The organism is Sphingopyxis sp. JAI128 (genome assembly GCF_014207235.1).
Lineage (GTDB): Bacteria > Pseudomonadota > Alphaproteobacteria > Sphingomonadales > Sphingomonadaceae > Sphingopyxis.
Window position 1 is genome coordinate 1 of the sequence record NZ_JACHDA010000006.1, and the last position, 25,060, is coordinate 25,060.

At 63.0% G+C, this 25,060-nt stretch carries 23 protein-coding genes and 1 pseudogene; 18 read left to right on the forward strand and 6 right to left on the reverse strand.

What is annotated here, in order from left to right; all coding sequences use genetic code 11:
* A pseudogene (locus HDC35_RS14575) lies at window positions 1-83 on the forward strand (IS5/IS1182 family transposase); the annotation flags it as partial.
* 61 nt (window positions 84-144) lie between these two features.
* Here HDC35_RS14575 and HDC35_RS14580 read toward each other — a convergent pair.
* Window positions 145-774 carry a TetR/AcrR family transcriptional regulator gene (locus HDC35_RS14580; protein ID WP_184648073.1) on the reverse strand — a complete coding sequence of 210 codons (630 nt, stop codon included), beginning with the start codon at window positions 772-774 and terminating at the stop codon, window positions 145-147.
* 164 nt (window positions 775-938) lie between these two features.
* Here HDC35_RS14580 and HDC35_RS14585 point away from each other — a divergent pair, with 164 nt between their 5' ends.
* The 11 genes from HDC35_RS14585 (at window position 939) to HDC35_RS14635 (ending at window position 13,675) form a co-directional block, all read left to right on the forward strand.
* Window positions 939-1,733: an enoyl-CoA hydratase/isomerase family protein gene (locus HDC35_RS14585; protein ID WP_184648347.1), complete on the forward strand. Its 795-nt coding sequence runs from the start codon at window positions 939-941 to the stop codon at window positions 1,731-1,733.
* Complete coding sequence (locus tag HDC35_RS14590) at window positions 1,730-2,803, forward strand: CaiB/BaiF CoA-transferase family protein (protein ID WP_184648076.1); 1,074 nt, start codon at window positions 1,730-1,732, stop codon at window positions 2,801-2,803. The genes HDC35_RS14585 and HDC35_RS14590 overlap by 4 nt, the downstream gene beginning before the upstream one ends.
* A 15-nt stretch (window positions 2,804-2,818) precedes the next feature.
* Window positions 2,819-3,580: an SDR family NAD(P)-dependent oxidoreductase gene (locus HDC35_RS14595; protein ID WP_184648078.1), complete on the forward strand. Its 762-nt coding sequence runs from the start codon at window positions 2,819-2,821 to the stop codon at window positions 3,578-3,580.
* Window positions 3,577-4,749, forward strand: coding sequence for an acyl-CoA dehydrogenase family protein (locus HDC35_RS14600; RefSeq protein WP_184648080.1), 1,173 nt, complete (start codon window positions 3,577-3,579; stop codon window positions 4,747-4,749). Before HDC35_RS14595 ends, HDC35_RS14600 begins: the two co-directional genes overlap by 4 nt.
* Window positions 4,739-5,803, forward strand: a complete 1,065-nt coding sequence (locus HDC35_RS14605) for a phosphotransferase family protein (protein WP_184648082.1) — start codon at window positions 4,739-4,741, stop codon at window positions 5,801-5,803. The genes HDC35_RS14600 and HDC35_RS14605 overlap by 11 nt, the downstream gene beginning before the upstream one ends.
* A 230-nt stretch (window positions 5,804-6,033) precedes the next feature.
* Window positions 6,034-7,581 carry a hypothetical protein gene (locus HDC35_RS14610; protein ID WP_184648084.1) on the forward strand — a complete coding sequence of 516 codons (1,548 nt, stop codon included), beginning with the start codon at window positions 6,034-6,036 and terminating at the stop codon, window positions 7,579-7,581.
* Window positions 7,578-8,063, forward strand: a complete 486-nt coding sequence (gene accB, locus HDC35_RS14615) for an acetyl-CoA carboxylase biotin carboxyl carrier protein (protein ID WP_184648086.1) — start codon at window positions 7,578-7,580, stop codon at window positions 8,061-8,063. Before HDC35_RS14610 ends, accB begins: the two co-directional genes overlap by 4 nt.
* Window positions 8,064-8,065: 2 nt before the next feature.
* A complete protein-coding gene (locus tag HDC35_RS14620; protein WP_184648088.1) occupies window positions 8,066-9,433 on the forward strand; it encodes an acetyl/propionyl/methylcrotonyl-CoA carboxylase subunit alpha in 1,368 nt (455 codons plus the stop codon).
* A gap of 7 nt (window positions 9,434-9,440) precedes the next feature.
* A complete protein-coding gene (locus HDC35_RS14625; protein WP_184648090.1) occupies window positions 9,441-10,895 on the forward strand; it encodes a pyruvate carboxylase in 1,455 nt (484 codons plus the stop codon).
* A 6-nt stretch (window positions 10,896-10,901) separates the two neighbouring features.
* A complete protein-coding gene (locus tag HDC35_RS14630) occupies window positions 10,902-12,452 on the forward strand; it encodes a class I adenylate-forming enzyme family protein (RefSeq protein WP_184648092.1) in 1,551 nt (516 codons plus the stop codon).
* Complete coding sequence (locus tag HDC35_RS14635) at window positions 12,452-13,675, forward strand: thiolase family protein (protein WP_184648094.1); 1,224 nt, start codon at window positions 12,452-12,454, stop codon at window positions 13,673-13,675. Before HDC35_RS14630 ends, HDC35_RS14635 begins: the two co-directional genes overlap by 1 nt.
* A gap of 100 nt (window positions 13,676-13,775) precedes the next feature.
* Here HDC35_RS14635 and surE read toward each other — a convergent pair whose 3' ends face one another.
* Window positions 13,776-14,570 (reverse strand): 5'/3'-nucleotidase SurE, encoded by a 795-nt coding sequence (gene surE / locus HDC35_RS14640; protein ID WP_260397769.1) that lies wholly within the window; start codon window positions 14,568-14,570, stop codon window positions 13,776-13,778.
* Between the two features lie 157 nt (window positions 14,571-14,727).
* Here surE and HDC35_RS14645 point away from each other — a divergent pair, with 157 nt between their 5' ends.
* From HDC35_RS14645 to HDC35_RS14660, 4 genes are read left to right on the forward strand one after another with little or no spacing between them, the layout of a single operon-like run.
* The gene (locus tag HDC35_RS14645; protein WP_260397770.1) at window positions 14,728-15,474 is read left to right on the forward strand and encodes a PEP-utilizing enzyme; all 747 of its coding nucleotides are present in this window, start codon (window positions 14,728-14,730) and stop codon (window positions 15,472-15,474) included.
* A complete protein-coding gene (locus tag HDC35_RS14650; protein WP_184648096.1) occupies window positions 15,471-16,073 on the forward strand; it encodes a hypothetical protein in 603 nt (200 codons plus the stop codon). Before HDC35_RS14645 ends, HDC35_RS14650 begins: the two co-directional genes overlap by 4 nt.
* On the forward strand, window positions 16,070-17,788 hold the full coding sequence (locus HDC35_RS14655) for a pyruvate, phosphate dikinase (RefSeq protein ID WP_184648098.1): 1,719 nt from the start codon (window positions 16,070-16,072) through the stop codon (window positions 17,786-17,788). The genes HDC35_RS14650 and HDC35_RS14655 overlap by 4 nt, the downstream gene beginning before the upstream one ends.
* Window positions 17,785-18,174: an acetyl-CoA carboxylase biotin carboxyl carrier protein subunit gene (locus HDC35_RS14660; protein ID WP_184648100.1), complete on the forward strand. Its 390-nt coding sequence runs from the start codon at window positions 17,785-17,787 to the stop codon at window positions 18,172-18,174. Before HDC35_RS14655 ends, HDC35_RS14660 begins: the two co-directional genes overlap by 4 nt.
* On the opposite strand, the gene HDC35_RS14665 is transcribed toward HDC35_RS14660, so the two are convergent.
* The 4 genes from HDC35_RS14665 to HDC35_RS14680 all read right to left on the reverse strand — a co-directional run bounded on the left by HDC35_RS14665 (window position 18,171) and on the right by HDC35_RS14680 (window position 21,519).
* A complete protein-coding gene (locus tag HDC35_RS14665) occupies window positions 18,171-19,154 on the reverse strand; it encodes a phosphotransferase family protein (RefSeq protein ID WP_184648102.1) in 984 nt (327 codons plus the stop codon). The genes HDC35_RS14660 and HDC35_RS14665 overlap by 4 nt on opposite strands.
* A 4-nt stretch (window positions 19,155-19,158) precedes the next feature.
* Window positions 19,159-20,361: a hypothetical protein gene (locus HDC35_RS14670; protein WP_221438273.1), complete on the reverse strand. Its 1,203-nt coding sequence runs from the start codon at window positions 20,359-20,361 to the stop codon at window positions 19,159-19,161.
* 21 nt (window positions 20,362-20,382) lie between these two features.
* Window positions 20,383-20,697 (reverse strand): EthD family reductase, encoded by a 315-nt coding sequence (locus HDC35_RS14675; protein ID WP_184648104.1) that lies wholly within the window; start codon window positions 20,695-20,697, stop codon window positions 20,383-20,385.
* A 129-nt stretch (window positions 20,698-20,826) separates the two neighbouring features.
* Entirely contained in the window at window positions 20,827-21,519 is a 693-nt protein-coding gene (locus HDC35_RS14680; RefSeq protein ID WP_184648106.1) for a GntR family transcriptional regulator, read from the reverse strand.
* Between the two features lie 261 nt (window positions 21,520-21,780).
* Here HDC35_RS14680 and HDC35_RS14685 point away from each other — a divergent pair, with 261 nt between their 5' ends.
* Both HDC35_RS14685 and HDC35_RS14690 read left to right on the forward strand, forming a co-directional pair.
* Complete coding sequence (locus HDC35_RS14685; RefSeq protein WP_260397772.1) at window positions 21,781-24,093, forward strand: TonB-dependent receptor; 2,313 nt, start codon at window positions 21,781-21,783, stop codon at window positions 24,091-24,093.
* Between the two features lie 219 nt (window positions 24,094-24,312).
* Window positions 24,313-25,053, forward strand: a complete 741-nt coding sequence (locus HDC35_RS14690; protein WP_184648108.1) for a helix-turn-helix transcriptional regulator — start codon at window positions 24,313-24,315, stop codon at window positions 25,051-25,053.
* Window positions 25,054-25,060: the final 7 nt, after the last annotated feature.

The window sequence follows — 25,060 nt, forward strand, 5'->3', positions numbered from 1 at the left end:
GCGTCGCAACACGCTACGATCGGTGCCCGAAAGCCTTCTTCTCCGCCGTGGCACTCGCCGCGACCGTCATCTTCTGGCTCTGATCAATGAGTCCTGACCCTAGTGATCGTCGAAATTGCAGCGCATTTTGAAGCCCATCATTTCCTAACGGCGTGGCGCAATGCCGGCGGTCAATAGATCAACCATCGTCGCCGAGATAGCCTCCGCCGTAAGGGGGCCGTCGGGACGATGCCAGCGCGCTGGCCAGTTGAGGGCGCCGGCAAGCGTAAATGCCAAAAGCTTTACATCCGTAGTTTCGATGGAACCATCACCGACTGCTTCTTCAATCAAACTGCGCATCGCCAGATCGATGCGTGATTTAAGTTCGCGAAACCGTCGTGCGCCGTCGGCAGACAGCATCTCTTCGCCGGTACGGATCACACAGCGGCCAAAATCGTCCATGTTGATTTCAGCGTAGCGGCGCAAGAAGCTCCTTAGCCTGTCAAGGCCCGTCCCGCTTTCCCGCTCCGCCGCGTCCGCTGCTTCCTGAAGCTTTTCAAGGCCGCGCGTGACGCACTCGAGCAGCACCTGCTCCTTGTTCCCCAAATAGTGATAAATCGTCGGCTTACTGATGTGCAGGCTCGCAGCGACGTCGTCGAGCGACGCCGAATGAAAACCCCGAGCATTGAATGCGCGCACCGCCGCGCGGAGCACAGCTTCACGTTTCCGCTCTCGCTCGGAAAGCTTCTCCGCGCGGCTAGGAAATGGCGAAGGATCGGACAGGCCGCGATTCATGGAATTTGTTGACCAAACATAGCCCCGCATCGTTGACACGAAACGTGTATGCAATCAATATACTTGTGAGTAAGTTATATACGTATAGGTTTCAACGATTCGCGGCAGTGGTTGGTCCGGGCGACATGGCCATTTGGCGATCCGGCTTTTTGAAAGGTTTCTGGATGAACACTACCCCGGTGATCTTTGACGTGCGCGATGATCTCGCTACGATCACGCTCAATCGGCCCGCTGTCGGCAATGCCATCAATCTTGAAATGGCGCGGGCGCTGGTCGAATGCGCGATCCGCTGTGAAACCGACCGCACAATCCGCTGCGTCGTGCTTACAGGCGCGGGTCGGCTTTTTTGTGCGGGCGGTGACGTAGGCAGTTTTGCCGAGGCAGGCGATCGGGCGAGCGCGCTTCTGAGCGAACTGGCCGGGACGCTGCCCATGGCCGTGACGCGTCTTGCCCGCATGCCATGCCCTTTGCTTGTGCTGGTCAACGGCCCGGCCGCGGGAGCGGGAATGAGTTTGGCGATGGCTGGGGATGTCGTGCTTTGCGCGCGATCGGCTCATTTCACCGCGGCCTATGGCGCTATCGGCTTGACCCCGGACGGCGGCATGAGCTGGCAGCTGCCGCGCTTGGTCGGACTGCGCAAAGCGCAAGACATCATCCTGACCAATCGAAGGGTTAGGGCAGACGAAGCCGAGGCGATTGGTTTGGTGACCCGGACGGTAGACGACGATGCGCTTGCGCAGGCCGGTGCAGATGCCGCGACGTCACTCATGGCCTCGGCGGTCGGAGCACTGGCCGCCACCCGACGATTGCTGCAGCGAAGTTATGAATCCGGGTTCGAGACGCAACTTGAAGAGGAAACCCGGTCGATCGCGGAAGCAGGGGCAGGTCCCGAAGGCAGCGAAGGCATTGCAGCTTTTTTTGCGAAGCGTGCGCCCGATTTTAGAGCGTCAGGGCGATGAGCGGCCCACTCGCGGGTTTGCGAGTGCTCGAATTCGCGGGGATCGGACCCGGACCGCACTGCGCCATGCTGCTCGCCGATCTCGGCGCCGAAGTCGTGCGGATTGATCGCGCGGGCGGCAATGGTTGGCCTAATCCGGTCGTCGATCGCGGTCGATCGACGGTTACGATCGACATCCGGTCGGACGAGGGTCGAGCCTTTTGCTACGATGCCGCCGATAGGGCAGACGTGCTGATCGAAGGATTTCGGCCCGGCGTCATGGAACGGCTCGGCCTTGGACCGGACGTCCTGTGCGAACGCAATCCAAGGCTCATCTACGGCCGGATGACCGGCTGGGGCCAATCGGGACCCCTGGCGCAAGCCGCTGGCCACGATATCAATTACATAGCCGTGACCGGTGCGCTCGCCGCGATGGGCGCTGCTGGAGAACCTGCCATGCCGCCGCTCAATCTTGTGGGCGATTTTGGCGGCGGATCGATGTTCTTGGCTTTCGGGATCATGGCCGCGCTTTGGGAGCGTCAGGCGTCGGGACGTGGGCAAGTGATTGATGCCGCGATCATCGACGGGGTGACGTCGCTGATGACGATGTTCGCAGGGTTGCTACCCGAAGGCCGCATCTCGATGGATCGCGAGCGAAACCTGCTCGCAGGCGCGGCGCCTTTCTATCGTTGCTATCGCTGCGCCGATGGCGACGAGATCGCGGTCGGCGCGCTCGAGCCGCAATTTTACCGTCAACTCATCGAATTGAGCGGCGCGCCGACTGACCTGCTGGAGCAGCAAAATGACGTCGCCGGTTGGGAAGTGCGGTCGGATCGTCTCGCCGATTTGTTTGCGACGCGGACGCTCGCGGAATGGTGCGCGATCCTTGAGGGAAGCGACGCGTGTTTCGCGCCGGTGCTCGAACTCGCCGCAGCGCCTGACCACCCACATCTCGCTGCGCGCCAAACCTATGTCGAAGCCGACGGCCTCATCCAGGCGGCGCCCGCGCCGCGTTTTTCGCGCACGCCCGGTGCCATTCGCCCGACGAAGGCGGACGGACATGAGATTATCGCGCGCTGGCGCAGTCAGTAATTTAGGGAGACGGACATGAAGATTGAAGGTTTGGCTGCAATCGTAACCGGGGGCGCCTCGGGGCTCGGCGGCGCGACAGCCGCGATGCTCGCAGAACTTGGTGCGAAGGTCGCCGTTTTCGACGTCAACGACGAAGCGGGCGCTGCCCACGCACAGGCCATCGGCGGGTTATTCGCGCACGTGAATGTTGCCGACGAGGCGAGTGTGGCAAGTGGAATCGCTGCCGCCGAGGCCGCGCACGGTACCGCACGAATTCTTGTCAATTGCGCGGGCGTCGCTCCTGCGATCAAAACGGTCGGCAAGGAGAATGTCGCGCACCCGCTCGATGCTTTTCGCCGCACGGTCGAGATCAACCTGATTGGTAGCTTCAATGTCATTTCGCAATTCGCGGCGCGCCTCGCCGCTGCCGATCCGTTGGGCGAGGAGCGCGGCGTCATCGTCAATACCGCGTCGGTCGCGGCGTTCGACGGGCAGATTGGGCAGGCGGCCTATGCGGCGTCGAAAAGCGGCGTTGTCGGCATGACGTTGCCGGTCGCGCGCGATCTGGCGCAGCATCGCATTCGCGTGGTGACCATAGCGCCGGGCATTTTCCTGACGCCGATGCTGATGGGCCTGCCGCAGGCGGCGCAGGACAGTCTCGGCACGCAGGTTCCGCATCCCAGCCGTCTCGGCAAACCGGAGGAATATGCTCAAATGGTGCGCACCATTATTGAGAACCCGATGCTTAACGGCGAGACGATCCGTCTCGATGGCGCGATCCGGATGGCGCCGCGATGAGCATCTCGGACCGCGCCCGCGCGATTGGTGAACGCGTCGAAGCCTTCGTCCGCGACATCGTCGCGCCTTATGAAGGTGATCCGCGCCGCGACCATCATGATTGCCCGTCCGACGAGCTGATCGACGAGCTCAAGGAACAGGCACGAGCGGCAGGCGTGCTCACGCCGCATATTCTGGTCGACGGCAGTCATCTCACGCAAGTCGAGACAGCTTTCGTGTTGCAGAAGACCGGCCTGTCGCCGCTCGGTCCGCTGGCGTGCAACACCGGAGCACCCGACGAGGGCAATATGTATCTGCTTGGCCATGTCGGCAGCCCTGATATCAAGGAGCGCTTCCTGAAGCCGTTGATCGAGGGACGCGCGCGTTCGGCATTCTTTATGACCGAACCAGCGGAAGAGGGAGGCGCCGGGTCCGATCCGTCGATGATGCAGACGACGTGCCATCTCCATGGCAATCATTGGGTCATCAACGGCCGCAAATGTTTCATCACCGGGGCCGAGGGAGCAAAAGTCGGCATTGTGATGGCCAAGGCGGAAGAAGGCGCGTGCATGTTCCTGGTCGATCTCCCTGATCCGGCGATCCGCATCGAGCATGTGCCAAACACGATCGATAGTTCGATGCCCGGCGGTCACGCCACGGTCCTCATCGACAATCTGCGCGTACCCGCCGACCAGATGCTCGGACAGGCGGGCGAGGGGTTCCGCTATGCGCAGATCCGCCTCAGCCCCGCGCGCCTGTCGCATTGCATGCGCTGGCATGGCGCTTGCGAGCGCGCCAATGAGATTGCGACCGATTATGCCAACCGCCGCCATGCCTTCGGCAAGCCGTTGATCGACCATGAGGGCGTTGGCTTCATGCTGGCCGAAAACCTGATCGACTTGAAACAATCCGAGCTGATGATCCGCTGGTGCGCCGAAGTGCTCGATGCCGGCGACCTTGGTACCGCCGAGAGCTCGATGACCAAGGTGGCTGTGTCGGAGGCGCTGATGCGCATTGCCGACCGCTGCGTCCAGGTGATGGGTGGCCTGGGCGTAACCGACAAAACCATCGTCGAGCAGGTGTTCCGCGAAATTCGCGCGTTCCGGATATACGACGGCCCTACCGAGGTCCACAAATGGAGCCTCGCCAAGAAGATCAAGCGCGACTGGAAGGCCGCAAATGGTCACTGATCCGTCGGTAAATGTCGGCGCGGGCGCAGTGCGTGTCGCGCTCGACGTCAGCGCGCTCGACGCATGGCTTACTGGAAACGTCGAGGGGTACGCGGGACCGCTGACGGCCGAGCAGTTCAACGGCGGTCAATCCAATCCGACCTATCGGCTGACGACGCCTGGCGCGCGCTACGTGATGCGGCGAAAGCCGCCCGGGCCACTGGTCAAGGGTGCGCATGACGTGCTGCGCGAGGCGCGCGTGATCTCGGCGCTGGCTGCAACCCCGGTGCCGGTGCCTGCGGTGCTCGGCATTTGCGATGATGATGCCGTCGTTGGTAGCGCCTTCTATATCATGAGCCTCGTCGAGGGGCGGATATTCTGGGACGCGGCATTCTCCGAGGTGCCAATCAATCAGCGCTCGGCCTATTTCGATGCGATGAATGCCACGATCGCCGCGCTGCACAGCGTCGATCCCGAGAGCGTGGGACTGGGCGACTACGGGCGTTCGGGAAATTTCTTCGAACGCCAGATCGCACGCTGGTCGCGGCAATATCTCGCGGATGACGCGGCGGGGCGTGATGCCGACATGGATGCACTTGTCGCCTGGCTGCCCGCGCATATTCCGGGGGGCGATGAGAGCTGCATCGTTCACGGCGATTTTCGCTGCGACAACATGATCTTTCACCCGACCGAGCCGCGCGTCGTCGCGGTTCTCGACTGGGAGTTGTCGACACTGGGCAATCCGCTTTCGGACTTTGCCTATCACGCACTGTTGTACCGAATGCCCCCCGACATCGTCGCGGGGCTCGGCGGCGCCGATCCGGCCCCGCTCGGGCTCCCGACCGAGGCTGGTTATGTCGAGGCATATTGCCGCCGGACCGGGCGCTCGGGCCTACCCGACTGGGATTTTTACATTGCCTTCAATTTATTCCGGCTCGCTGCCATTTTTCATGGCATCAAGGGGCGCGTGATACGCGGCACGGCGAACAGCGAGCACGCGCGCCAACGGGCTCAAGCCTTTCCTCGACTCGCAGCACTCGCGCGCCAAGCGATGAACGACTGCGTCGGCGTGTGACGGATTCCCGCCACGAAACGAAATAGTCTGACGGGGTCTTTGCGCCGGAATCCTGCATTTTCAGCCATAATTTCCGTGCCAAGCTTGGCGCGAGCGGGCACTTATCGCCGTTTGACTTGTCAATTTCGTTCGACGATTTCGCCTAAACACTCTTTCACTTTCATTTCGTCGGTGCTAACCGGGGGCTATCGAACGAGCCCCCGGCCGACAGGGGGAACAAGGGGTGAGTGATGTTGAGCTATGCGCGCTTGCTGGAAGCCAATAATGCGATCCAGACGCTGGGCGACGATACCTATTGGCTCTGCGTGACGCGAACGGTGCAGGAATCCAAACTGTTCCCCGTGCCTTCGTACATGCTGCTGTCGTACCTTTGCTGCTATTATCGCTATCCCGAGCTGCTGCGCAAAGTCGAAGCCAAGATGTCGGCGGAGGAGATTGGCGACCGCGCGCGGGCGATGGGCGGCAAATTTGGTAATTTGCCTGGCTGGGGCCTGCCGACCTTCTATCTACTCGGCCGCGAAATGCTGATCAACTTCGGGATGCTCGACCCCACCGACGGCGCCGAAGACGTTGCCTATGTCCTCGACTTCTGGCGCCGCTTCAAGCTGGCGCAGCAGCGCGAGGACGGCCACCTTAATGCCCGCGAATTCGGTCAGCGGGTGCAACTGCTTCCCGAACGCCGCGTGCAGCGGTTTCATGCCGACCTTCATAATTGCGCGCCGGGCGATCGGCTGCACAAGGCGGCGCAGGCATTTCTCGCCACCGTGTCACAATATGGCTTCCTCGTGTCGTGCGAAAGCCGGGTTTCGCTCAACAACAATGGGCCATACAAACTTGGCGACGACCGCGAGCTGATCGTCCGCGAGTTCAGCGACCTGGCGGAGGGCGACTATCCGTGGCTCGACGGGATTGCCGGCGACATCCCCTATAATAATCTGACCGTCACGATGGAGGCGACCGGGTGCCATTTCTATCTGATGGACGATTGGGGCAGCTTTGAATCACGGCCCGAATTCACCGCCGAGAAGCTGACTGGAGTCGGTCTTTACACGTCGGATGCCTTGTCCGAAGGCTTTGTGCCGGTCGGCATGGCCTCCGCCGAAGAGCTGGCCGATACCTTCGAGGATCTGACCGAAAAGGTCCGCGCCGCGACGGTGGCGCTGTGGAAAAGCGTCGCGGGCTGGACGCGCGATCAAATGATGGACGCGGGCGCGCTGGTCTATTTTTCGATGGCCAAGGATTTTGCGCACATCGCGGGGGTTTACGACGTGAATGACTGGATGACGATCGACCCGCGCGCCGATCGTTTCCGGCCGCTGCTCAACGACGAATTCGGCCGCGATTTTCTGGGCGAGATGGTCGGGTTGGTCGACCTGCCGAGCCAGCGGATCAGCGACTATGCGATGATGCAGCACAACAATAATCCGGTGCGCTACATCTCGCAGATCCCCTACAGCGTGCTCGGCGACGAAGGCACGGCTCCGAAACTGGCGCCGATCGGACTGGGTGTCATCCATTTCGATGCCAAGGCCGATCGCTACACCACGACCGCCGGCGTACTGACCCTCGCCGAATTTAATGCGCGGGCGGCGGCGATGCGGCCGACCCAGATGCAGCCGGAATATCGTTTCCTTTGCGATACGACGGTCAAATATCACCCCGATGATCCTGCGGTGCAGGAAATGTACCTGGACGAGCAGCAGAATTCTCGGCTGACGGGCAAGGGCGCCGGGCTTGATCGCGCAGCGATCGAAGCGCTGCGGGGGGCAGCACAATGAACGCGGGCAACCGCTCGGCGGAGCTGGAGCAACTGATCGCCGAATTCGAAGCCTCAGGGCTGCGCGAACTGCACGTCGTGCGCGACGGCCTCGAAATCTATCTGTCGAACGACGGCAACAGCGTCGGCCTGAGCACCGGTGCTGCCGCGCCCGCGCCGATGGCGGCGAGCGCCGCTGCGGCGCCCGCGGCCGCATCGACGGCGGCAGTTGCTGCGCCCGCGGCCTCGGACTGGCCCGACGGCGCGCTGGTCATCCGCGCGCCCTATCTCGGCACCTTCTATCGGGCCCCCAAACCGGGGTCGGCACCCTATGTCGAGGTCGGCGACAAGGTGACAGCAGAATCAGAACTCTGCCTGGTCGAGGTGATGAAGCTGTTCACCACCGTGCGCGCCGAGGGGCATGGCGTTGTCCACGCGATCCTCGCCAGCGACGGGTCGTTGGTCGAGGCCGATCAGCCCTTGTTCGTGATCGTGGCGGACTGACGATGGCGATTGGCCGCCTGTTCATCGCCAATCGCGGCGAAATCGCCCTCCGCGTCGCGCGCGCCGCGCAGGCGCTGAATATCGAAACCGTGCTCGGGGTGTCCGAAGCCGACAAGGACAGCGCTGCGGCGCGGCTGGTCGACCGCGTTGTCGTGATCGGCCCCGGACCGGCGGCAAAAAGCTACCTCGATGCGAGGCTTGTGGTCCAGGCGGCGAAGGCCACCGGATGCGACGCGCTGCACCCCGGCTACGGCTTCCTGTCCGAACGCGCGATGTTCGCGCAGCTGTGCGAGGATCATGGCATTATCTTTGTCGGGCCCCAGCCTGGCATCATCGACGCGCTCGGCGACAAATTGCGCGCGCGTGAAATGGCGGCCGCGGCGGGGGTGCCGCTGGTGCCGGGCAGCGGTGAGATTGCCAGCGCCGCCGATGCGCGGCGGATTGCCGATGAGATCGGCTATCCGGTCTTGCTCAAAGCCGCGGCAGGCGGCGGCGGGCGCGGCATGGTGATCGCCAACAACGGCGAAGAGGTCGAGGCGGGCTATGGCCGTGCCAGCGCCGAGGCGTTGGCGGCGTTCAACGACGGCACCTTGTTTATGGAACGCTTCGTTCCCGAGGCGCGGCATGTCGAGGTGCAACTGATCGGCGACGGACAGGGCAAGGTCGTGCATTTCGGCGAACGCGACTGTTCCGTGCAACGCCGCTACCAAAAGCTGATCGAGGAAGCGCCGAGCGTCGCGATGCCTGACACGTTGCGCGCCGAACTGCACAAGGCAGCAGTCGATCTGGCCGCGAGCGTCGATTACCGCAACGCCGGCACGGTTGAATTTCTCTACGACGTGCTGCGTCAGGAAGTCTATTTCATCGAGGTTAATGCGCGCATCCAGGTCGAGCATCCGGTGAGCGAAATGGTGAGCGGCGTCGATCTGGTCCAGCAGCAGCTCCGCGTTGCGGGCGGGCAGAGACTGTCGATGGCGCAGGACGATGTCGTGCTGTCGGGCCATGCGATCGAATGCCGGATCAATGCCGAGGACAGTGCTCGCGGTTTCACCCCCGTTCCCGGCACAATCACCCGCTGGGCGCCGCCCGAAGGCGCAGGGATCAGGCTCGACAGCCATATGGGTAGCGGCGCGGTTATCCCGCCCTTTTACGATTCGATGGTCGGCAAGCTGATTGTCCATGGCGCCGACCGCGCGCAGGCGGTCGCGCGGCTGACCGGCGCGCTCGACGATTTCACGGTCGAAGGCGTGCCGACGACGATCGACCTGCACCGGCAGATCGTCCGCCACCCCGATTTCATTGCCAACCGTTTCCACACGCGCTGGCTCGAACAAGTGATGCTCGCCGAACCGGCGATTGCAGCAGAATAGGCAGACTATGGCCCATATCAAATTCCTTGACGAGACCTGCCGCGACGGCCAGCAGAGCCTGTGGGGCATGCGGATGCAGGCAGGGCAGGCCTATCCGGTGCTGCCGACGATCGACCAGACCGGCTATTCGACGATCAGCCTGGCGGGATCCTCGCTGTTCGAGGTGCTGGTGCGGCACTGCCAGGAGGATCCCTGGGCGGGGTTCGACCTGATGATGAGCCAGATCAAGAACACCCCCGTGCGCGGCGGAATCCGCTCGAACGGGTCGGTGACCTTCGGCTTTACCCCGCAGGTGCTGATGGACTTGTGGATGGAACGGCTTTGCATCCATGGCGTGCGCAGCTGGTGGATCTACGACGTATTGTTCAACATCGACAAGATGACGCGGCTCGCCAAGCTGTCGAAGAAATATGACTGCAAGGTCGCGGCGACGATGCTGTTCACGCTGTCGCCCGTCCACGACGATGCTTTTTGGGCGGACAAGGCCGACAAGCTGTCCGCCATACCCGAAGTCGACAGCCTGCTGCTCTATGACACTGGCGGCGTACTCGACCGCGACCGGATCAAGACGCTGGTTCCCGCGATCGTTGCCAATGCGCGCGGCAAGCCGGTCGAGATGCATTCGAACAACATGCTCGGCCAGTCGGCGAAGGCCTATTGCGATGCGGTCGAATTCGGGGTCACCGTTCTCCATACCGCGGCGCGCTCGATGGCGAACGGTCCGTCGATCCCGTCGATCGACATCATGGCCAAGAATATGGAAACGCTGGGCCACACGCACGACATCGACATGTCGAAACTGCATCCGGTGTCCGAGCATTTCCGCAAGGTCGCCAAGACCGCGGGTTATCTGCACGACCAGCATTATGAATATGATGTCACCTCGCTGACCACGCAGATCCCGGGCGGCATGATGGGCACGCTGCGCAACCAGCTGATCCAGCAGAATATGCTCGATATGCTGCCGGTGGTGCTCGACGAGGTCGCCGCGGTGCGACGCGAGCTCGGTTACCCCGGGATGGCGACGCCGTTCGCGCAGCTCGTCGGCACACTCGCGGTTCTCAATATCGTTACCGGCAAGCGTTATGGCGCGATTCCCGACGAGGTGATCCAATATGCCGCGGGCTATTACGGCGAACCGCCGGCGCCGATCGACCCCGAAGTGATGGACCGCATCGCCGCGGCGCCGCGTGCGAAGGAAATTTTTGGCAATCCGCCGCCGGAGCCGACGCTCGAGGATCTAAAGCGCCAGCACGGCACTGATGACGAGGATGAGCTCATCCTGCGCGCGCTGGTCCCCGCGACCGATATCGACAAGATGCGCGCGGCCGGCCCGCTGAAGCGCGACTATCCGACGATTTCGTCCCCCGAAATGGAGCAGGTGCGGCGGTTGATGAAGGTCGCGAACACCCCGTTCGTGCAAATCAAGTCAGCCGAACTCGACCTCGTCATGCGGAGATAGCCGCCGATGCGGATGATCGACTATTTCGATCGTGGCGCCCGGATGGCGCACGATCAGCCGTGCATGATCGCGGGCGATCGATCGCGGACCTATGACGAGGTTTCGGCGCGCAGCCATGCGATCGCGCGCGCCTTGATCGCCGACGGCTTTGCTCCCGGGGCGCACGGCGCGGTGCTCAGCGGCAATGCAATGGAAGCGTTCGAGGCGATCCTCGGCATCTTGCGCGCCGACGGCGTGTGGGTGATGGCGAACAACCGCGCCGCGGTCGGCGAGAACGCCTATCTGCTCGATCTGCTCGATGTCGACACGCTGTTCGTTCACTCGGAAATCGCCGACCGTATCGCAACCTTTCGCGCTGAATGCCCGAACATCCGCCGCTATGTCGCGCTTGACCGCCCGTTCGCCGAGGCCGATCTGTTCCTGGAGGATATGATCGACGGCTCGACTGAACCGGCGCCGCAGCGGCGTTCGGGCCATGAGGACGAACTCGCCTTCCTCGGGAACACCGGCGGGACGACGGGGCGGTCCAAGGGAGTGATGCTGTCGAACCGCAACTGGCAGGCGCTGGTGTCGAGCCTCGTCGCGTCGATGCCGATGAAGGTGCCGCCGGTGAACCTGGTCGCGGCGCCGATGACGCACGCGGCGGGACCGCTGGCGCTCGCCAGCATGGCGCTCGGCGGGACGGTCGTGATCCTGCCAAAATTCGACCCGCCCGCAGTTGTCGAGGCGATCGAACGCCACCGGGTGACTTACATGTTCCTTCCGCCGACCGCGATCTACATGCTGCTCGCCGAACCGAGCGTGCGGACGGCCGATCTCTCGAGCCTCGAATATATCAGTTACGCGGGGGCGCCGATGTCGCTCGACCGACTGAAGGAGGCGATTGCGGTGCTCGGCCCGGTGATGAACGCCAGCTTCGGCCAGACCGAGGCGCCGATGTGCGTCACTGCGATGCCGCCGCACGAGCATCTGAATGCCGCGGGCGAACTTGCGCATCCCGGCAGCTGTGGGCGCGCGAACCTGCTTTCGATCGTCGAGATCATGGACGAGGAAGGTCATATATTGCCCCCGGGGACACGCGGCGAGATTGTCGTGCGCGGGCCGCTGGTGATGGCGGGCTATTACAAGAACCCCGAAGCCACCGCCGAGGTCTCGGCGTTCGGTTGGCACCATACTGGCGACATCGGGGTGCGCGATGAAGACGGCTGGTTCTATGTCGTCGATCGCAAGAAGGACATGATCATCTCAGGCGGCTTCAACATCTACCCCGCCGAGGTTGAACAGGCGTTCCTAGCGCACCCACAAGTCCAGGACTGCGCGGTGATCGGCGTGCCAGACGACAAATGGGGCGAGGCGGTCGTCGCGGTGGTCGAACCGCGCGTCGGGGCGACGATTGACACCGACGCGCTGATGGCGGCGGCACGCGAAGTGCTTGGGCCCGTCAAGACGCCAAAAGTGATTGAAGTTGTCGAATCGCTGCCGCGCAGCAATGCCGGCAAAGTCCTACGCGCCGAGCTGCGCCGCGAACGCTGGACTGCGGCGGGCAGGGCGATCTGATGCGTGATGCGGTCATCCTCGGCGTCGGCATGACGCCATTCGGGCGCCATCTCGACAAGAGTCACGAGCAACTGACGCAGGCGGCGGTACGGCTGGCGCTCGCCGATTCCGGCGTGCCCCCCGATCAGATTCAGATGGCGGTCTATGCCAATGTCATCCAGGGCTTTTTTGCGGGCGAAATGTCGATCCCGGGCGAATATGCGCTGCGTCCGCTCGGCATTTCGGGGGTGCGCGGTTTCCGTGTCGAGGCGGCGTGCGCGAGTTCGACCGTCGGTTTCCACCTCGCGGTCGATCACGTCCGCGCCGGATTGTGCGATATCGCGCTGATCGTCGGGGTCGAGAAACTCTATTCCGATGACCGCGCCAAGAAATTCGCTGTGTTCCAGCAGCCGCGCGACCTGGTCGAGGCGCGTGCCTATCTCGCGCGCACCGCCGACCTGCTCGCGCCCGTCCCGCCGGGGCTGGAACGCGAAAGCCCCAATGTGCTGATGGAAGCCTATGCGGCGCAGGCGCGGCTTCACATGGCGACTTATGGTACGACGCAGCGCCAGATCGCCGCCGTCGCCGCAAAAGATCATTCCGCGTCGCAGTTCAATCCGCTGTCGCAATATCGCGATGCGATCAGCATCGACGAAGTGCTCGCCGCGCCGCAGGTCGCCTGGCCGCTGACCAATCCGATGTGCGCACCTATCAGCGACGGTGCCGCTGCGGCGATCATCTGCACGGCCGACATCGCCTCGCGTTTTACGGGTCGTGCCGTCCGCATCCTTGCCGCCGAGCAACAGACGGGCAGCAACCGCGCGCCCCACGATTATGCGCACCATGTTACCCGGATCGTCGGCGACCGCGCTTATGAGCGCGCGGGCATCGGTCCCGCCGACATCGATGTCGCCGAGGTCCACGACGCAAGCTCGATCGGCGAGATCATCCAGACCGAAGCGCTGCGGCTCTGTCCGCCCGGCGAAGCGGGCGCGGCGGCCGAGCGCGGCGAAACGGCACTTGGCGGGCGAATCCCGGTCAACACATCGGGCGGGCTGGTATCAAAAGGCCATCCCCTGGGCGCGACCGGGCTGGGGCAGATTCACGAACTGGTGACGCAATTGCGCGGCGGCGCCGATGGCCGCCAGGTCGAAGGCGCGCGCATCGCGATCGCGGAGAACAGCGGCGGCTTTTACGGCGTAGAGGATGGCATGTCGGCAGTGACGATATTGGCGCGGCTATAGCTGATCGTCGCCCCCGCGAAGGCGGGGACCGCGATCGGCCTTGCGCAACTAGGCGGGGTAGACCGACAGCGGCCCCTACCTTCACGCGGCGACGGGTACTCTATCCGGCCGCAGCATCCGCGTCCGCAAACAGCGCTGCAATCTTCGGCACGACCTCATGCGCGGTCATCTCGATCTGCAGCGGGGTCACCGACACCTTGTTGTCGAGCACGGCGTGCAGGTCATTGCCGTCGTCGTCGCCGCCGTCGGGAAAGCCGATCTTGACCCAGTAATAGGGAACGTGCCGCTCGTCGACGCGGCGCACTGGGCGGAAGCAGCCCGAGGGGCGTTGCCCCTGCGTCGTCGCGCGGATGCCGGTCACGTCGCCGACCGGGCAGTCGGGGAAATTGACGTTGACGAACAGACCGGGTGTCCACTCAAGTTCGAGCAGCTGCTTGATCACGATCGGCGCATAGTGGCGCGCGGTGTCCCAATGGATCTCGCTGTGGTAGCGGATGATCTGGCTCAGCGCGATTGCTGGAACGCCCAGCACCGCGCCCTCCATCGCCGCCGATGCGGTACCCGAATAGGTGATGTCCTCTGCGAGGTTCGGGCCGCGATTGATCCCCGAGAGGATCAGATCGGGCTTTTTGTCGGTCATGAATTCATAGATGCCAAGCAGCGCGCAGTCGGTCGGGGTGCCGCGCACCGCCCAATGCCGCTCGTCGCGCTGGACCACGCGGACCGGATGACTGATCGACATCGAATGGCCCGCGCCCGAGCGTTCCTCGTCGGGGGCGACGAGCCAGACATCGTCGCTGAACTGGCGCGCGATCTCTTCGAGCAGCACGATCCCCGGCGCGTCGATGCCGTCGTCGTTGATCACCAATATCCGCGGGTTGGCCTTCATGCCCATGTTCGTCATCCTTCCCCAAATTCCGTTATCGGCACACCATAGGGGAAAGCGAGTTCATTAGTCAATATCGTCGGACGATTTTGCCCAATGCTTATTGACATCAGTCCCGCCATCGGTCACCTAGCGGACAAAGAAAACGACATTTAGGGGAAGAGGGTTGGCCAGGCTGCCTATCGACGACGCGCTCTATGTAAAACCTCCGGCATCGCCGCTGGTCGAAGCGACGCTCGGCCTCGTGCAAGAGCTGGTGCGGGACCGCCTGCGCGAGTCGGGCCGCGACTGGAACGATTTCACGATGGCGGGTGCCGACGACCTGCTGACGACCGCCGATTTCGCGGCAGTCGAGGCGCGGCTGCTTGCGAGCGGCCACCGTTTTGACTGGTCGGCGAGCATCTCGGTCGCCGAGCGGCCCGAGGCCTATAAATCGGCGGGCGACGACGCCGCGACCGACGCCGGCTTTGTTCATCCCGACGCGCCGACGGGCGACGCCGACGACCGGGGCAGGGCGCTGCGCGGGGTCGGCGACAATGTCGTCCAGCATGCGCAGGACATGCGCGGTACCGCCCGCTACATTCGCTCGAACGAGCGTGTTCTGTCCTACCTGACCGACGGGGTGCCGCCGGGGACGATCGCGGTGATCGACGACAGCGGCGGGACGCTGACCGCGCCGATCATCGAACAATTCGCCGGGGTGATCTGCGCCGGCGGCACCGTCCGCTCGCACCTCGGCATCCTGACCCGCGAATATAATATCCCCTGTCTGATGAACGCCAAGATCAGCGGGATCCGCGAGGGCGATACGGTGGTAATCGAGGCGAGCGCGCCTGCGAAAACGACCGAGGATTATCAGGAAGGTGTCGAGCGCGTCGGCCGCGTCTGGTTGCTAGCGGGAGAGAGCGCATGAACGACCGCGACCTTGCCTTGCACGGCGCGGCGATCAAGCGCCATGCGCCGGCCAAAGCGATCGGCGAACTGGTCGGATTGTCCGAGGAGCGCGCTGCGGCGCTACTGACCGAGGCGGTGGCGAGCGGTCGTGCGATCGAGGCCAAGGGCGCCTATGCGCTGACCCCGCTTGCCGGGGTGGCGCTGCAATCGCGCTATGGCCTGCATTTCCAGCATCTGCGCGAGGACGCTGCCTTTCGGTCGGCCTATGACGGGTTCGAGCGGATCAACCGGACCTTGAAGCAGATCATCACCGACTGGCAGACGCTTGACGTCGGCGGGCAGAAGGTCGCGAACGACCATCGCGACAAGGATTATGATGCGAAGATCATCGATCGGCTCGGCGGGCTGCATGAACAGGCCGAACCGATCCTTGCCGGGCTGGCCAGAGGGTTGCCACGCCTGAAAATCTACGGCGACAAATTGCTCGCCGCATTGGAAGCCGCTGAGGATGGCGACGTCGAATGGGTCAGCGATATTCGCCGCGACAGCTATCACACCGTCTGGTTCGAACTGCACGAAGAACTGCTTCGTATCATGGGCACGGAGCGCGACGAATGAGCAGCTGGACGATCCAGCTGGACGGGTCGGCACTCCCGACCAAGGAGGCTGCGGGCGGGAAGGCGTGGTCGATCGCGCGGATGCGCGGACTGGGGCTGCCAGTGCCGCCAGCGTTCGTGATCGGGACCAAGGCGTGCCTTGCCTTTCTTGAGAGTGGCGATTTCCCTGCTGGGCTGGTCGAAGAGATCGACGCCGGGCTGGCATGGCTGGAGGGCGAAAGCGGACGGACCTTCGGCACCGGCGACAAACGACTGTTGCTGTCGGTGCGTTCGGGCGCGGCGATTTCGATGCCCGGGATGATGGACACGGTGCTCAACCTCGGCATCGACGGTGACGGCGAGGCCGCGCTCGCTACCGAAACCGGCTTGCCCGCTTTTGCCCGCGATACGCATCGCCGCTTCCTCGAGCTTTATGCGTCGATCGTGCTCAGGGCGCCGGTAGAGCTGGAGCCTGATGCCGAGCCTGCCGCGTGGCGCGCGAGCGTCGAGGCCGGAGGCGGACCGGTGCCCGGCGACGTGCGTGACCAGCTGCTCGCTACGGTGCGCGCGGTGTTCGAAAGCTGGAACACGCGGCGCGCCCGGCGCTACCGCGAGCATAACAATATCCCGCACGACCTTGGCACCGCGGTGACGGTGCAGGCGATGGTGTTTGGCAATCTCGATGCCCAGAGCGGCACCGGCGTGTTGTTCAGCCGTAACCCGCTGACCGGCGAAAATCTGCCCTATGGCGAATATCTGCCGCGCGCGCAGGGCGAGGATGTGGTGTCGGGCAAATTCACCCCGCTGCCGCTGGATGCGATGAAAGCGGCAGAGCCCGCCGCGCATGCCGCGCTGCTCGCCGCCAGCGACCTGCTCGAACGCGAACATGGCGATGTTCAGGACATCGAATTCACCGTCCAGTCGGGGCAGCTATATTTGCTCCAGTCGCGCGCTGCCAAGCGTGCGCCAGCGGCGGCGGTGCGCTTTGCGGTCGATATGGTGGCCGAAGAGCGGATCGATCCCGTCACTGCCTTGTCGCGCGTGAGCGCCGAACAAGTGCGGACGCTGCTGCTGCCGCGCCTCAATGAGGGTGCGACCGACGGCGCCTCGGTGCTCGCGGCGGGTGAGGGGGCTTGCCCCGGCGCGGCGGTTGGCGTGCTTGTTGCCGACGCCGACGAGGCCGAACGCCGCGCCGCAGCGGGTGAAGATGTGATCCTAGTGCGCAAGACGACCAGCCCCGACGACGTCCATGGTATGATCGCGGCGCGCGCGGTGGTCACCGAACAGGGGGGCTCAACCTCACACGCGGCGGTGGTCAGCCGTGCGCTCGGGCGGCCGTGCGTGGTCGGCGTGGGTGACGGTGCGGTGGCACAGTCGGGAACAGTTGTGACGGTCGATGGCGCGGCGGGGCTTGTCTATGCCGGTGCGCTCGCGACCGAGGCGCCCAGCGAGCGCGACGATGCCCATCTGCGCCAGCTGATCGACTGGGCACGCGCCGCGAGCCCGGTCGCGGTGGTCGACTTTGCCGATGGCCGCGAAGGCTTCGACGTCGATCGCGCGCTGGCGGCGGGCGATGCCGAAGGGCTGGGCGCCGCTATCGGCGGCGCGTCGGTGGTGCGCGGTTATGCGCTCGCCAACGACGATATTGCCCGCATTGCGCGCGGCGCGGGGGCGAAGGTGATCGTCACCGAACCCGTGCTGCCAGTGTTGCTGACCATGATCGGAGACGCCGCATGAGTTCGACCGTCGGAGACGTCCGCGCGTTGCTCGCCAGTTTTGTCCAGTCACCTTGGCGCGACCTTCATGTCCGGTCGGGCAGCTGGTCGCTGTTCATGGCGAAGGCCGATGGCGGGCCCAATCCGATGCTGGCTCGGGCAGGCGCTGCGGTGGCCGCCGCCGTAGCGGCGCTGCGCGATGTTACCGCGCCGCATCTCGGCATTTTTTCGGCGCGCGTTTCGCCGGGGACCGAGGTGCAGGTGGGGGCGGTGATTGGCCAGGTCGACAAGCTGGGCGAAGCGACCGATGTGATCAGCGATGTCGCGGGCCGCATCGCTGCGGTCCTTCCGGCCGACGGCGACATGGTCGAATATGGCGCCCCGCTGGTGCGGTTAGAGCCCGCTTAACCCGCCACCATCGCTCGCTTTTCGAGCAACGTCACATAGGCGGGCAGCACCCCGGCAAACGCCTCGAACCGTGGATCGTTGATGCGGCCGCTGTTGAACAGAAACGCGCCGACCGAAATGATCGCCGACACCTTCGCCTGCCCCAGCACCGCATAGCGCGCGACATCGACCGCCTTGCGCCCGGTGCCCTGCTCCCACTCGGCGATCATCCGTTCGGGCGACCACCAGCCGGGGAGATCGAACCCGGCATCGGCCAGCGAGGCTTCGCCCTGGTCGTGGAACATCAGCACATAGCCCAGGTCGAGCAACGGTTCGGAAATCTGCGCCATTTCCCAGTCGAGCAGCGCGGTCAGCTTGCCCTCGTGCCACAGGCAATTGCCATGCTTGGGGTCGCCGTGCACTGGCGTCGCGGGGCCGCTGGTCGCGGGCGGGCGTTTCGCCAAATCCTCGAGGATGTCGATCAGTACCGGCATCGACTCGGCGCCGCGCGCGACGTCGAGCCAATGCTGCGCCTCTTGCCGCACCGTCCGCTCGCCCGGCGGCATCGCGCCGATCGGCATGTTATGGAGCGCGATTAGCGCGTCGAACCATTGGCGGCAGACGCTGTCGGCGCCCGCGACGGGATCGGCGGCGAGCCAGTCAGGTACCGCATATTCGAACGCGTCGCCCTTGACCTGACCCATCAGGAAAAACTCGTCGCCGATCACCGAGGGATCTGTGCAAAGTTCGAGCACGGGCGGCAACGGGACGCCCGGCGCAGCACCCGCTACTGCGGTCAGCACCGCATGCTGGCGCGCCATGTCATAGGGGGGCAGCAACCCTTCCTCTGACGGCGGCATGCGTAGCACTTCGCCGATCCCATTGACCAAATAAGTCTCATTCGAATGTCCCGCCGACAGCGTGGTCACTCCGGTGATCCCGGCGCCGCGCGGCAGATAGGTGCGGAGCCCCGCGGCGAGCTGGTCGGTATCGCGCGCCACCCGATCAGACCAGCGAGTTCGCGGCGGTCAGACCCATTTCGGGGTGCGCGCCGTGGATGATGGTTTCCATAATGCCGTAACCGACGGCGTCGCCTTCGGTCACCTTGATCGGGCAGTCGCGCAGCTGACGGATGCGCTGGAGCGTGGGGACGTCCATCGTGTCGGCGAAATATTCGCCCTCGATGGTCAGCGGGCCATGCCAGCTGCCATGCTTGCGCCCGTCGAACCCAAGATAGAGCCCGGGGCCAAGGTGAACGCCCGAGGTGCCAACGACTTCGACCTCGACGCTGTGCGTGCCGCCCTGCAGCATGTCGAAGTGAACGGTGCCGCCGAGCAAACGGCGGGTCTTGTCGTCGAAGCGCATTTCCGGCCGCACGCGCGCCACCTTTTCCTGCGTTCCGTCGGGCAGGTTGCGATAGCCTGATGAGTAGAAAATATGGCCCTGTTTCGACATGTAATAGAAGTGATAGCTGGTGCGTTCGCCGCTCGGGCTTTCGAGCATGAACGGGCTCCAGATCAGCACGAATTCGCCTTCGCCGAACTTGACGTCGCCGAAATCGGACGAGGGGCGGACATCGGCATTATGCGCGCCGACGTCGAGCCGGGTGCCCCAGCTATGATCGCGATATTCGGTCCATTCCTCGGGCTTGATTTCGAAGCGCTCACCCTCGATCTCGACCCAGCCCGACGGCACCCCGATCTGGTGGTAACGCACGACGTCGGACCCGACGCGAAAGCCGTCACGCTCGCGCTGTTTGTGGCGGTCCTCGAAGAACGGCGGCATTTCGGCGGTGAAGACGATGTCATAGCTGATCGGCTGCGCGTCATTCTTGGCGAGTGCGTAGCGGACCTTTTTCAGCGGCTCGATGATTTCATAGGTGAGGGGACCGACCTGAGTAATCGACGGATCGTCGCGCAATTCGCGGTTGGCGCGCACCGTCCATTGTTCGCTGCCGCGCGACACCGCGGCCCAGCCGTCGAGCACGCCGCGGTTGTGATAGCGGCCCAATCCGAAATCGATCCCCATCGTGCCGTCCTTGCGAACGATCGCCGACCAGATCTTTTCGGTCCAGCTCTGTTCCGACGTCGAGACGGTCGAGAAGGTGTCGACGATCTGGTGGTTCAGCACCTCGTCGAGCGCTGTGATCATCCCGATGTCGCTCATCGCGTTGCGGACATAGGGAGTATTGGGGTTGAAACCGGACATTCTCGCGCTCTCCTGGATTGATTATGCTGCGGGCAGTTTGCTGACCTGCAGGATCGGGGTGACATCGGTGTAATTGGGAATATCGGCGAACAGTGCGTCGCCGCTCGCCGCGATTGCGGCATCGAAAGCCGCGCGCGAGGTAAAATGCAATTCGCTTACCGCCCAATAGGGCGGGGGTGAGCCATCTAGGCTCGCGGTACCGATCGTGGTGCGAATTGCCTGCAACCCGTGCGGCGCCAATAAGGCCTGGGCGCGTTCGGTGTGCGACACACGATAATAGTCGGCGTCGAACCGGCTGCCCGGATCATTCGGATAAACGGCTGTGATGCACAGCATGCCAGACCTCTCCCGCGGCTCGCGATTCGACCGAGCTCGTTGCGGAAGGACTAAACGTGTCGGACGATTTCGTCCAGTGATTTTAGCACACGTAGTTCGAGTCCGTTCGGGTCTGAACTATGAAAAAGCCTAGATTTCCAAGGTTGGGAAGGCGTGCGGCGGCAGTTCGTTGATCGTTTTTCGCGTTCCGTCAAAGTGCTTTTTGACCGCTTTGTCGGCCGCAACCGGATCATTTTCGACGATCGCCTTGGTGATCTTGGCATAGCCCGATGCATGCAGCATACGCTGGCGCTCTGTCTGAATCGTCTCGACCTGGGCGCGGAAAAGGTCGGTGCGGCTGAGCGGCATCGCACGCGCCAGTTCCATATTGCCGCCAATGTCGATCATCGCGTCATAAAATTGCCGGCGCCGATCGAGGTAGAGGCCGCGATTGCGCTCCTTGGTCGCGGCATCGATGTTGGCGGCGGCGACTTGCATCCGCTTGCGCTGGGCATCGGTGCCGCAATTTTCGGCCGCAAGGCGCGCGCCTAGGCGCGCCAGCGGTTCAAGCGTGTCCAGCAGATCGAGCACCGACTTGCGGTCGAGCGTGCTGATATAGGCGCCGCGAAAACGGTTGAGGGTGACGATCCCGGCGGCAGCCAGATGTTTGAGCGCCTCGCGCAGCGACCCGCGGCTGATCCCGAGTCTGCGGGTCAGATCGGGCTCCAGAAGATGCTGCCCGGGAACGAAGGATCCCGATCTTATCCCCTGCAGAATCGATTCCGAAACCCGGTCGGCCGCGCTGGCAAGCGCTCCGTCACCCGCATTTTTGCCCTCAGTCACATCGCCCGCAGGCACGCTTTTCCGAGCCGTTTTCGCTGTTGTCGCCATCTTGGTTCCTGCCCCAAACTTCCGACCTGTGTAACCCAAGTCGGACCGGTCGTCCATCATCTGTCGGAAAAGCGTCTTACACTGTCATCACACGAAATCGTCGAACGATATTGACGGATGTCCGTCAATATGAAATGAAGATGCCCGGCGAGGTCCAGCCTCGCCGTTAAGTGGACTTGCGAAAATGCGAGCCGCAGTGGGAGGAGAGGGCCGATGGTTTCCAAGCATATTGCGATTTCGATGAGCTGTTCGATGCTTGCGATGGGGGCCGCGACGAGCTCCGTTCACGCGCAGGAAGCCGTTTCGGCAGCCCCGGCGGCAAGCGGCTACGATGATAATGAAATCATCGTCACCGCGAATAAGCGCGAGGAATCGATCAACCGCGTCGGTCTGACGATCAAGGCAGTCGGCGAACAGGATTTGCGCGAGCGCCAGATCACATCTGCTGCCGACATCGCGCAAGCGGTACCGGGGCTCAGCTATACGAACAGCGCGAACAACACGCCCGTGTTTACGCTGCGCGGTGTCGGTTTCTACGACACCTCGCTCGGCTCTTATCCGACCGCCAGCGTCTATCTCGATCAGGTCCCGCTGCCCTTTCCCGTGCTGACCACGCTCACCGCCTTCGATCTCGAACGGATCGAGGTGTTGAAAGGGCCCCAGGGCACCTTGTTTGGTCAGAATTCGACCGGAGGCGCAATCAACTATATCGCAGCAAAGCCGTCGTCAGATTTCGAAGCTGGCGTCGATGCCAGCTATGGCCGCTTCAACCATTTCATCGGTAATGCCTTTATTAGCGGGCCGTTGAGCGACACCTTGCGTGCGCGCCTTGCCGTTCGCGGAGCGCACAGCGGGCCTTGGCAGAAAAGCTATACGCGCGACGACGAGAATGGTCGGGTGCGCGAGCTGGCGGGGCGTTTCCTGCTCGACTGGGAACCCAGTGACGCGCTTAATTTTCAGCTGAACATCAATGGCTGGCAGGACAAGAGTGATCCGATCGCGGTTCAGTATCTCGCTTTCAACGAACAGGCCGTTTCGAATACGCAGATCGTCCGCGATTATCCGCGCTCGCCGCTGACCTCGCGCGCCGCCGACTGGTCGACCGACAACGGCATGTTTATCAATCGCAAGTTCGCGCAGGCCTCGCTGCGCGGTGACATCGAGCTAGGCGGCGGTCTGACCCTAACCTCAATTTCCGCCTACAGCCGGTTCAATCAGCGGGGTGCGCTCGACCAGGACGGGATGAATCTGCAGGATATCGATCTGCGCAGTTTTGCCGGCCGTATCCGCAGCCTGTCGCAGGAACTGCGGATTTCGAACGATGCGGCAAGTCGTGTCCGATTCATCGTCGGCGGAAATTACAGCCGGGACAAGGTCTATTATATCGAAAACCTTCTCTACGGCGACTCGTCGGCGTTCTATAACTTTGGCATCACGACCAGCGAAAATTACAGTGATCAGAAGATGCGCAATCTTGCCGCCTTCGGCAATGTCGAGTTCGACCTGTCGGACAAATTAACGGTAAAGGGCGGCATCCGTTATACCGATGCACGGCGTAGCGCGACCATCTGCAACCGCGATGGCGGCGACGGGCTGACATCAGGATTGTTCACCTTCTTCTCGCGGCTCCTGTCGGGGGATCCGAACCGTCCGGCACTCGGCCCGACAGACTGTTTCGTGCTTGATGAGAATTTCTTCAACGGACCGGAATTCAACAGCGAGCTCAACGAGGACAATATCTCGTGGCGTGCCGGTGTCGATTTCAAGCCGTCGACCGATCTGCTTTTCTACGCCAATGTATCCAAGGGTTATAAGGCGGGGACGTTCGGAAACATCAACGCTTCTTCAACCGCGCAGTTCAATCCCGCTGTGCAGGAATCGATCCTGAACTATGAAGGCGGCTTCAAGGCGCAGTTTGCCGACCGCCGTGTGTCGCTCAACGGCGCAGTTTTCTACATGGACTATCGCAACAAACAGCTGCGCTCGAAGCTGATCGACGCGACCTTCGGCATCCTCGACGCGATCATCAACATTCCCAAATCGCATCTTCAGGGCTTCGAGCTTGAGTTGCAGGCGCGTCCGACACAAGGCCTCAGCTTCGGCGCGGCGCTGACCTATGTGGACTCAGAGATCGATCGTTACACAGGCGTGAATGCTGGTGGCGTGCAAGCCGACTTCGCGGGTACACGGGTACCCTTCACGCCAAAATGGCAAGCAGCGACGAACATGCGCGCCGACATCCCCGTTAGCGACGGGCTAAACCTGTTCGGCGGCGTTCAATTGACCTATCGCAGCGCCACCAACGCGATCGTCGGCGAAACGCCGCTCTACAAAATTGATGATTATGCGCTGCTCGATCTGCAGGTAGGAATCGAGGCTCCTGACGGCCCCTGGAAGGCCACTTTGTGGGGCAAGAACGTCACCAACCAATATTATTGGACGAACGTCGTCGCCGGCCAGGACACCGTCGTTCGCTATGCCGCGAAGCCAGCGACTTATGGCGTCACGTTGGGCTATCGCTTCTGAACCGCGCCGGGCGGAGGGCGGCCGGTCTATCCTGCGCTACCGATGGAGATGGCGGTTCAATCGCCCTCTCCATCAGCGTTGCGCACGTCTGAAACCCGTTCGGTTCGCTTCGATTCCGTTAGACTCGTGGCACGACTATGGTAGGACGAAATCGTTCAAAATGCAGGCGCGACATCGTGACGCAGCAAAGCTGCGCGCAAAATGGGAAAGGATGAGGCGATGCTGGTTTCGAAAGATATAGCTTCTCGATCCGAGCAGATGATCGCGGCGTGCGGACTGGACACATTGTCGATTTTCTTTTCGGAACAGGCTGAAACCGCGCAGCGACTGACCTATCTGTTTCATCATGGCGTCTCGGAAGATGCCCAGGCCGCCTACCGGGATGGGCGCGTTTTCGAAGAGGATCCGTTCACCCGGATTGTGGATCGCAACGATCGCTGCGGACGGCTGGTTCGGTGGGGCGACGCGGCGCTTGATCGTCAAGCTGGCCGAGCAAAGGAATATCGACAGTTCATCAATTGCCATTCGGTCGACGTGGTGGGTGCATGGGTGCAGCAAATCCTGCCCCAATTCTATTTGGTTATCGGCGCGCATTGCGTACCCAAGGGTCATCGCACATCCGATGTCGCGCACGGCCTTCTCGAAAGGGAGTCCGCCGCGATCGCGCAGATGGTGGTGAGCCAACTGTTCGAAGAAACGGTCTCTGGTGCGGGCGGGCGCGGTATGCTGCACGCCGCGCTTGACGACACGGACGCGGGGTCGTGGAACGCCGCCGACAAGCTGTCGTCGCGCGAGTTGCAGATTGCGCAGCTCATCGGCGCGGGCAAACAGAACAAGCAAGTCGCCTATATCGCCGGCATCTCCGAATTCACTGTCGAAAACCATCTGCGGCGCATTTATCGCAAGCTCAACGTCCACAATCGCGCCGCGATGACCGCGAAGATTTTCGGCGGACATTGAGCGCGAT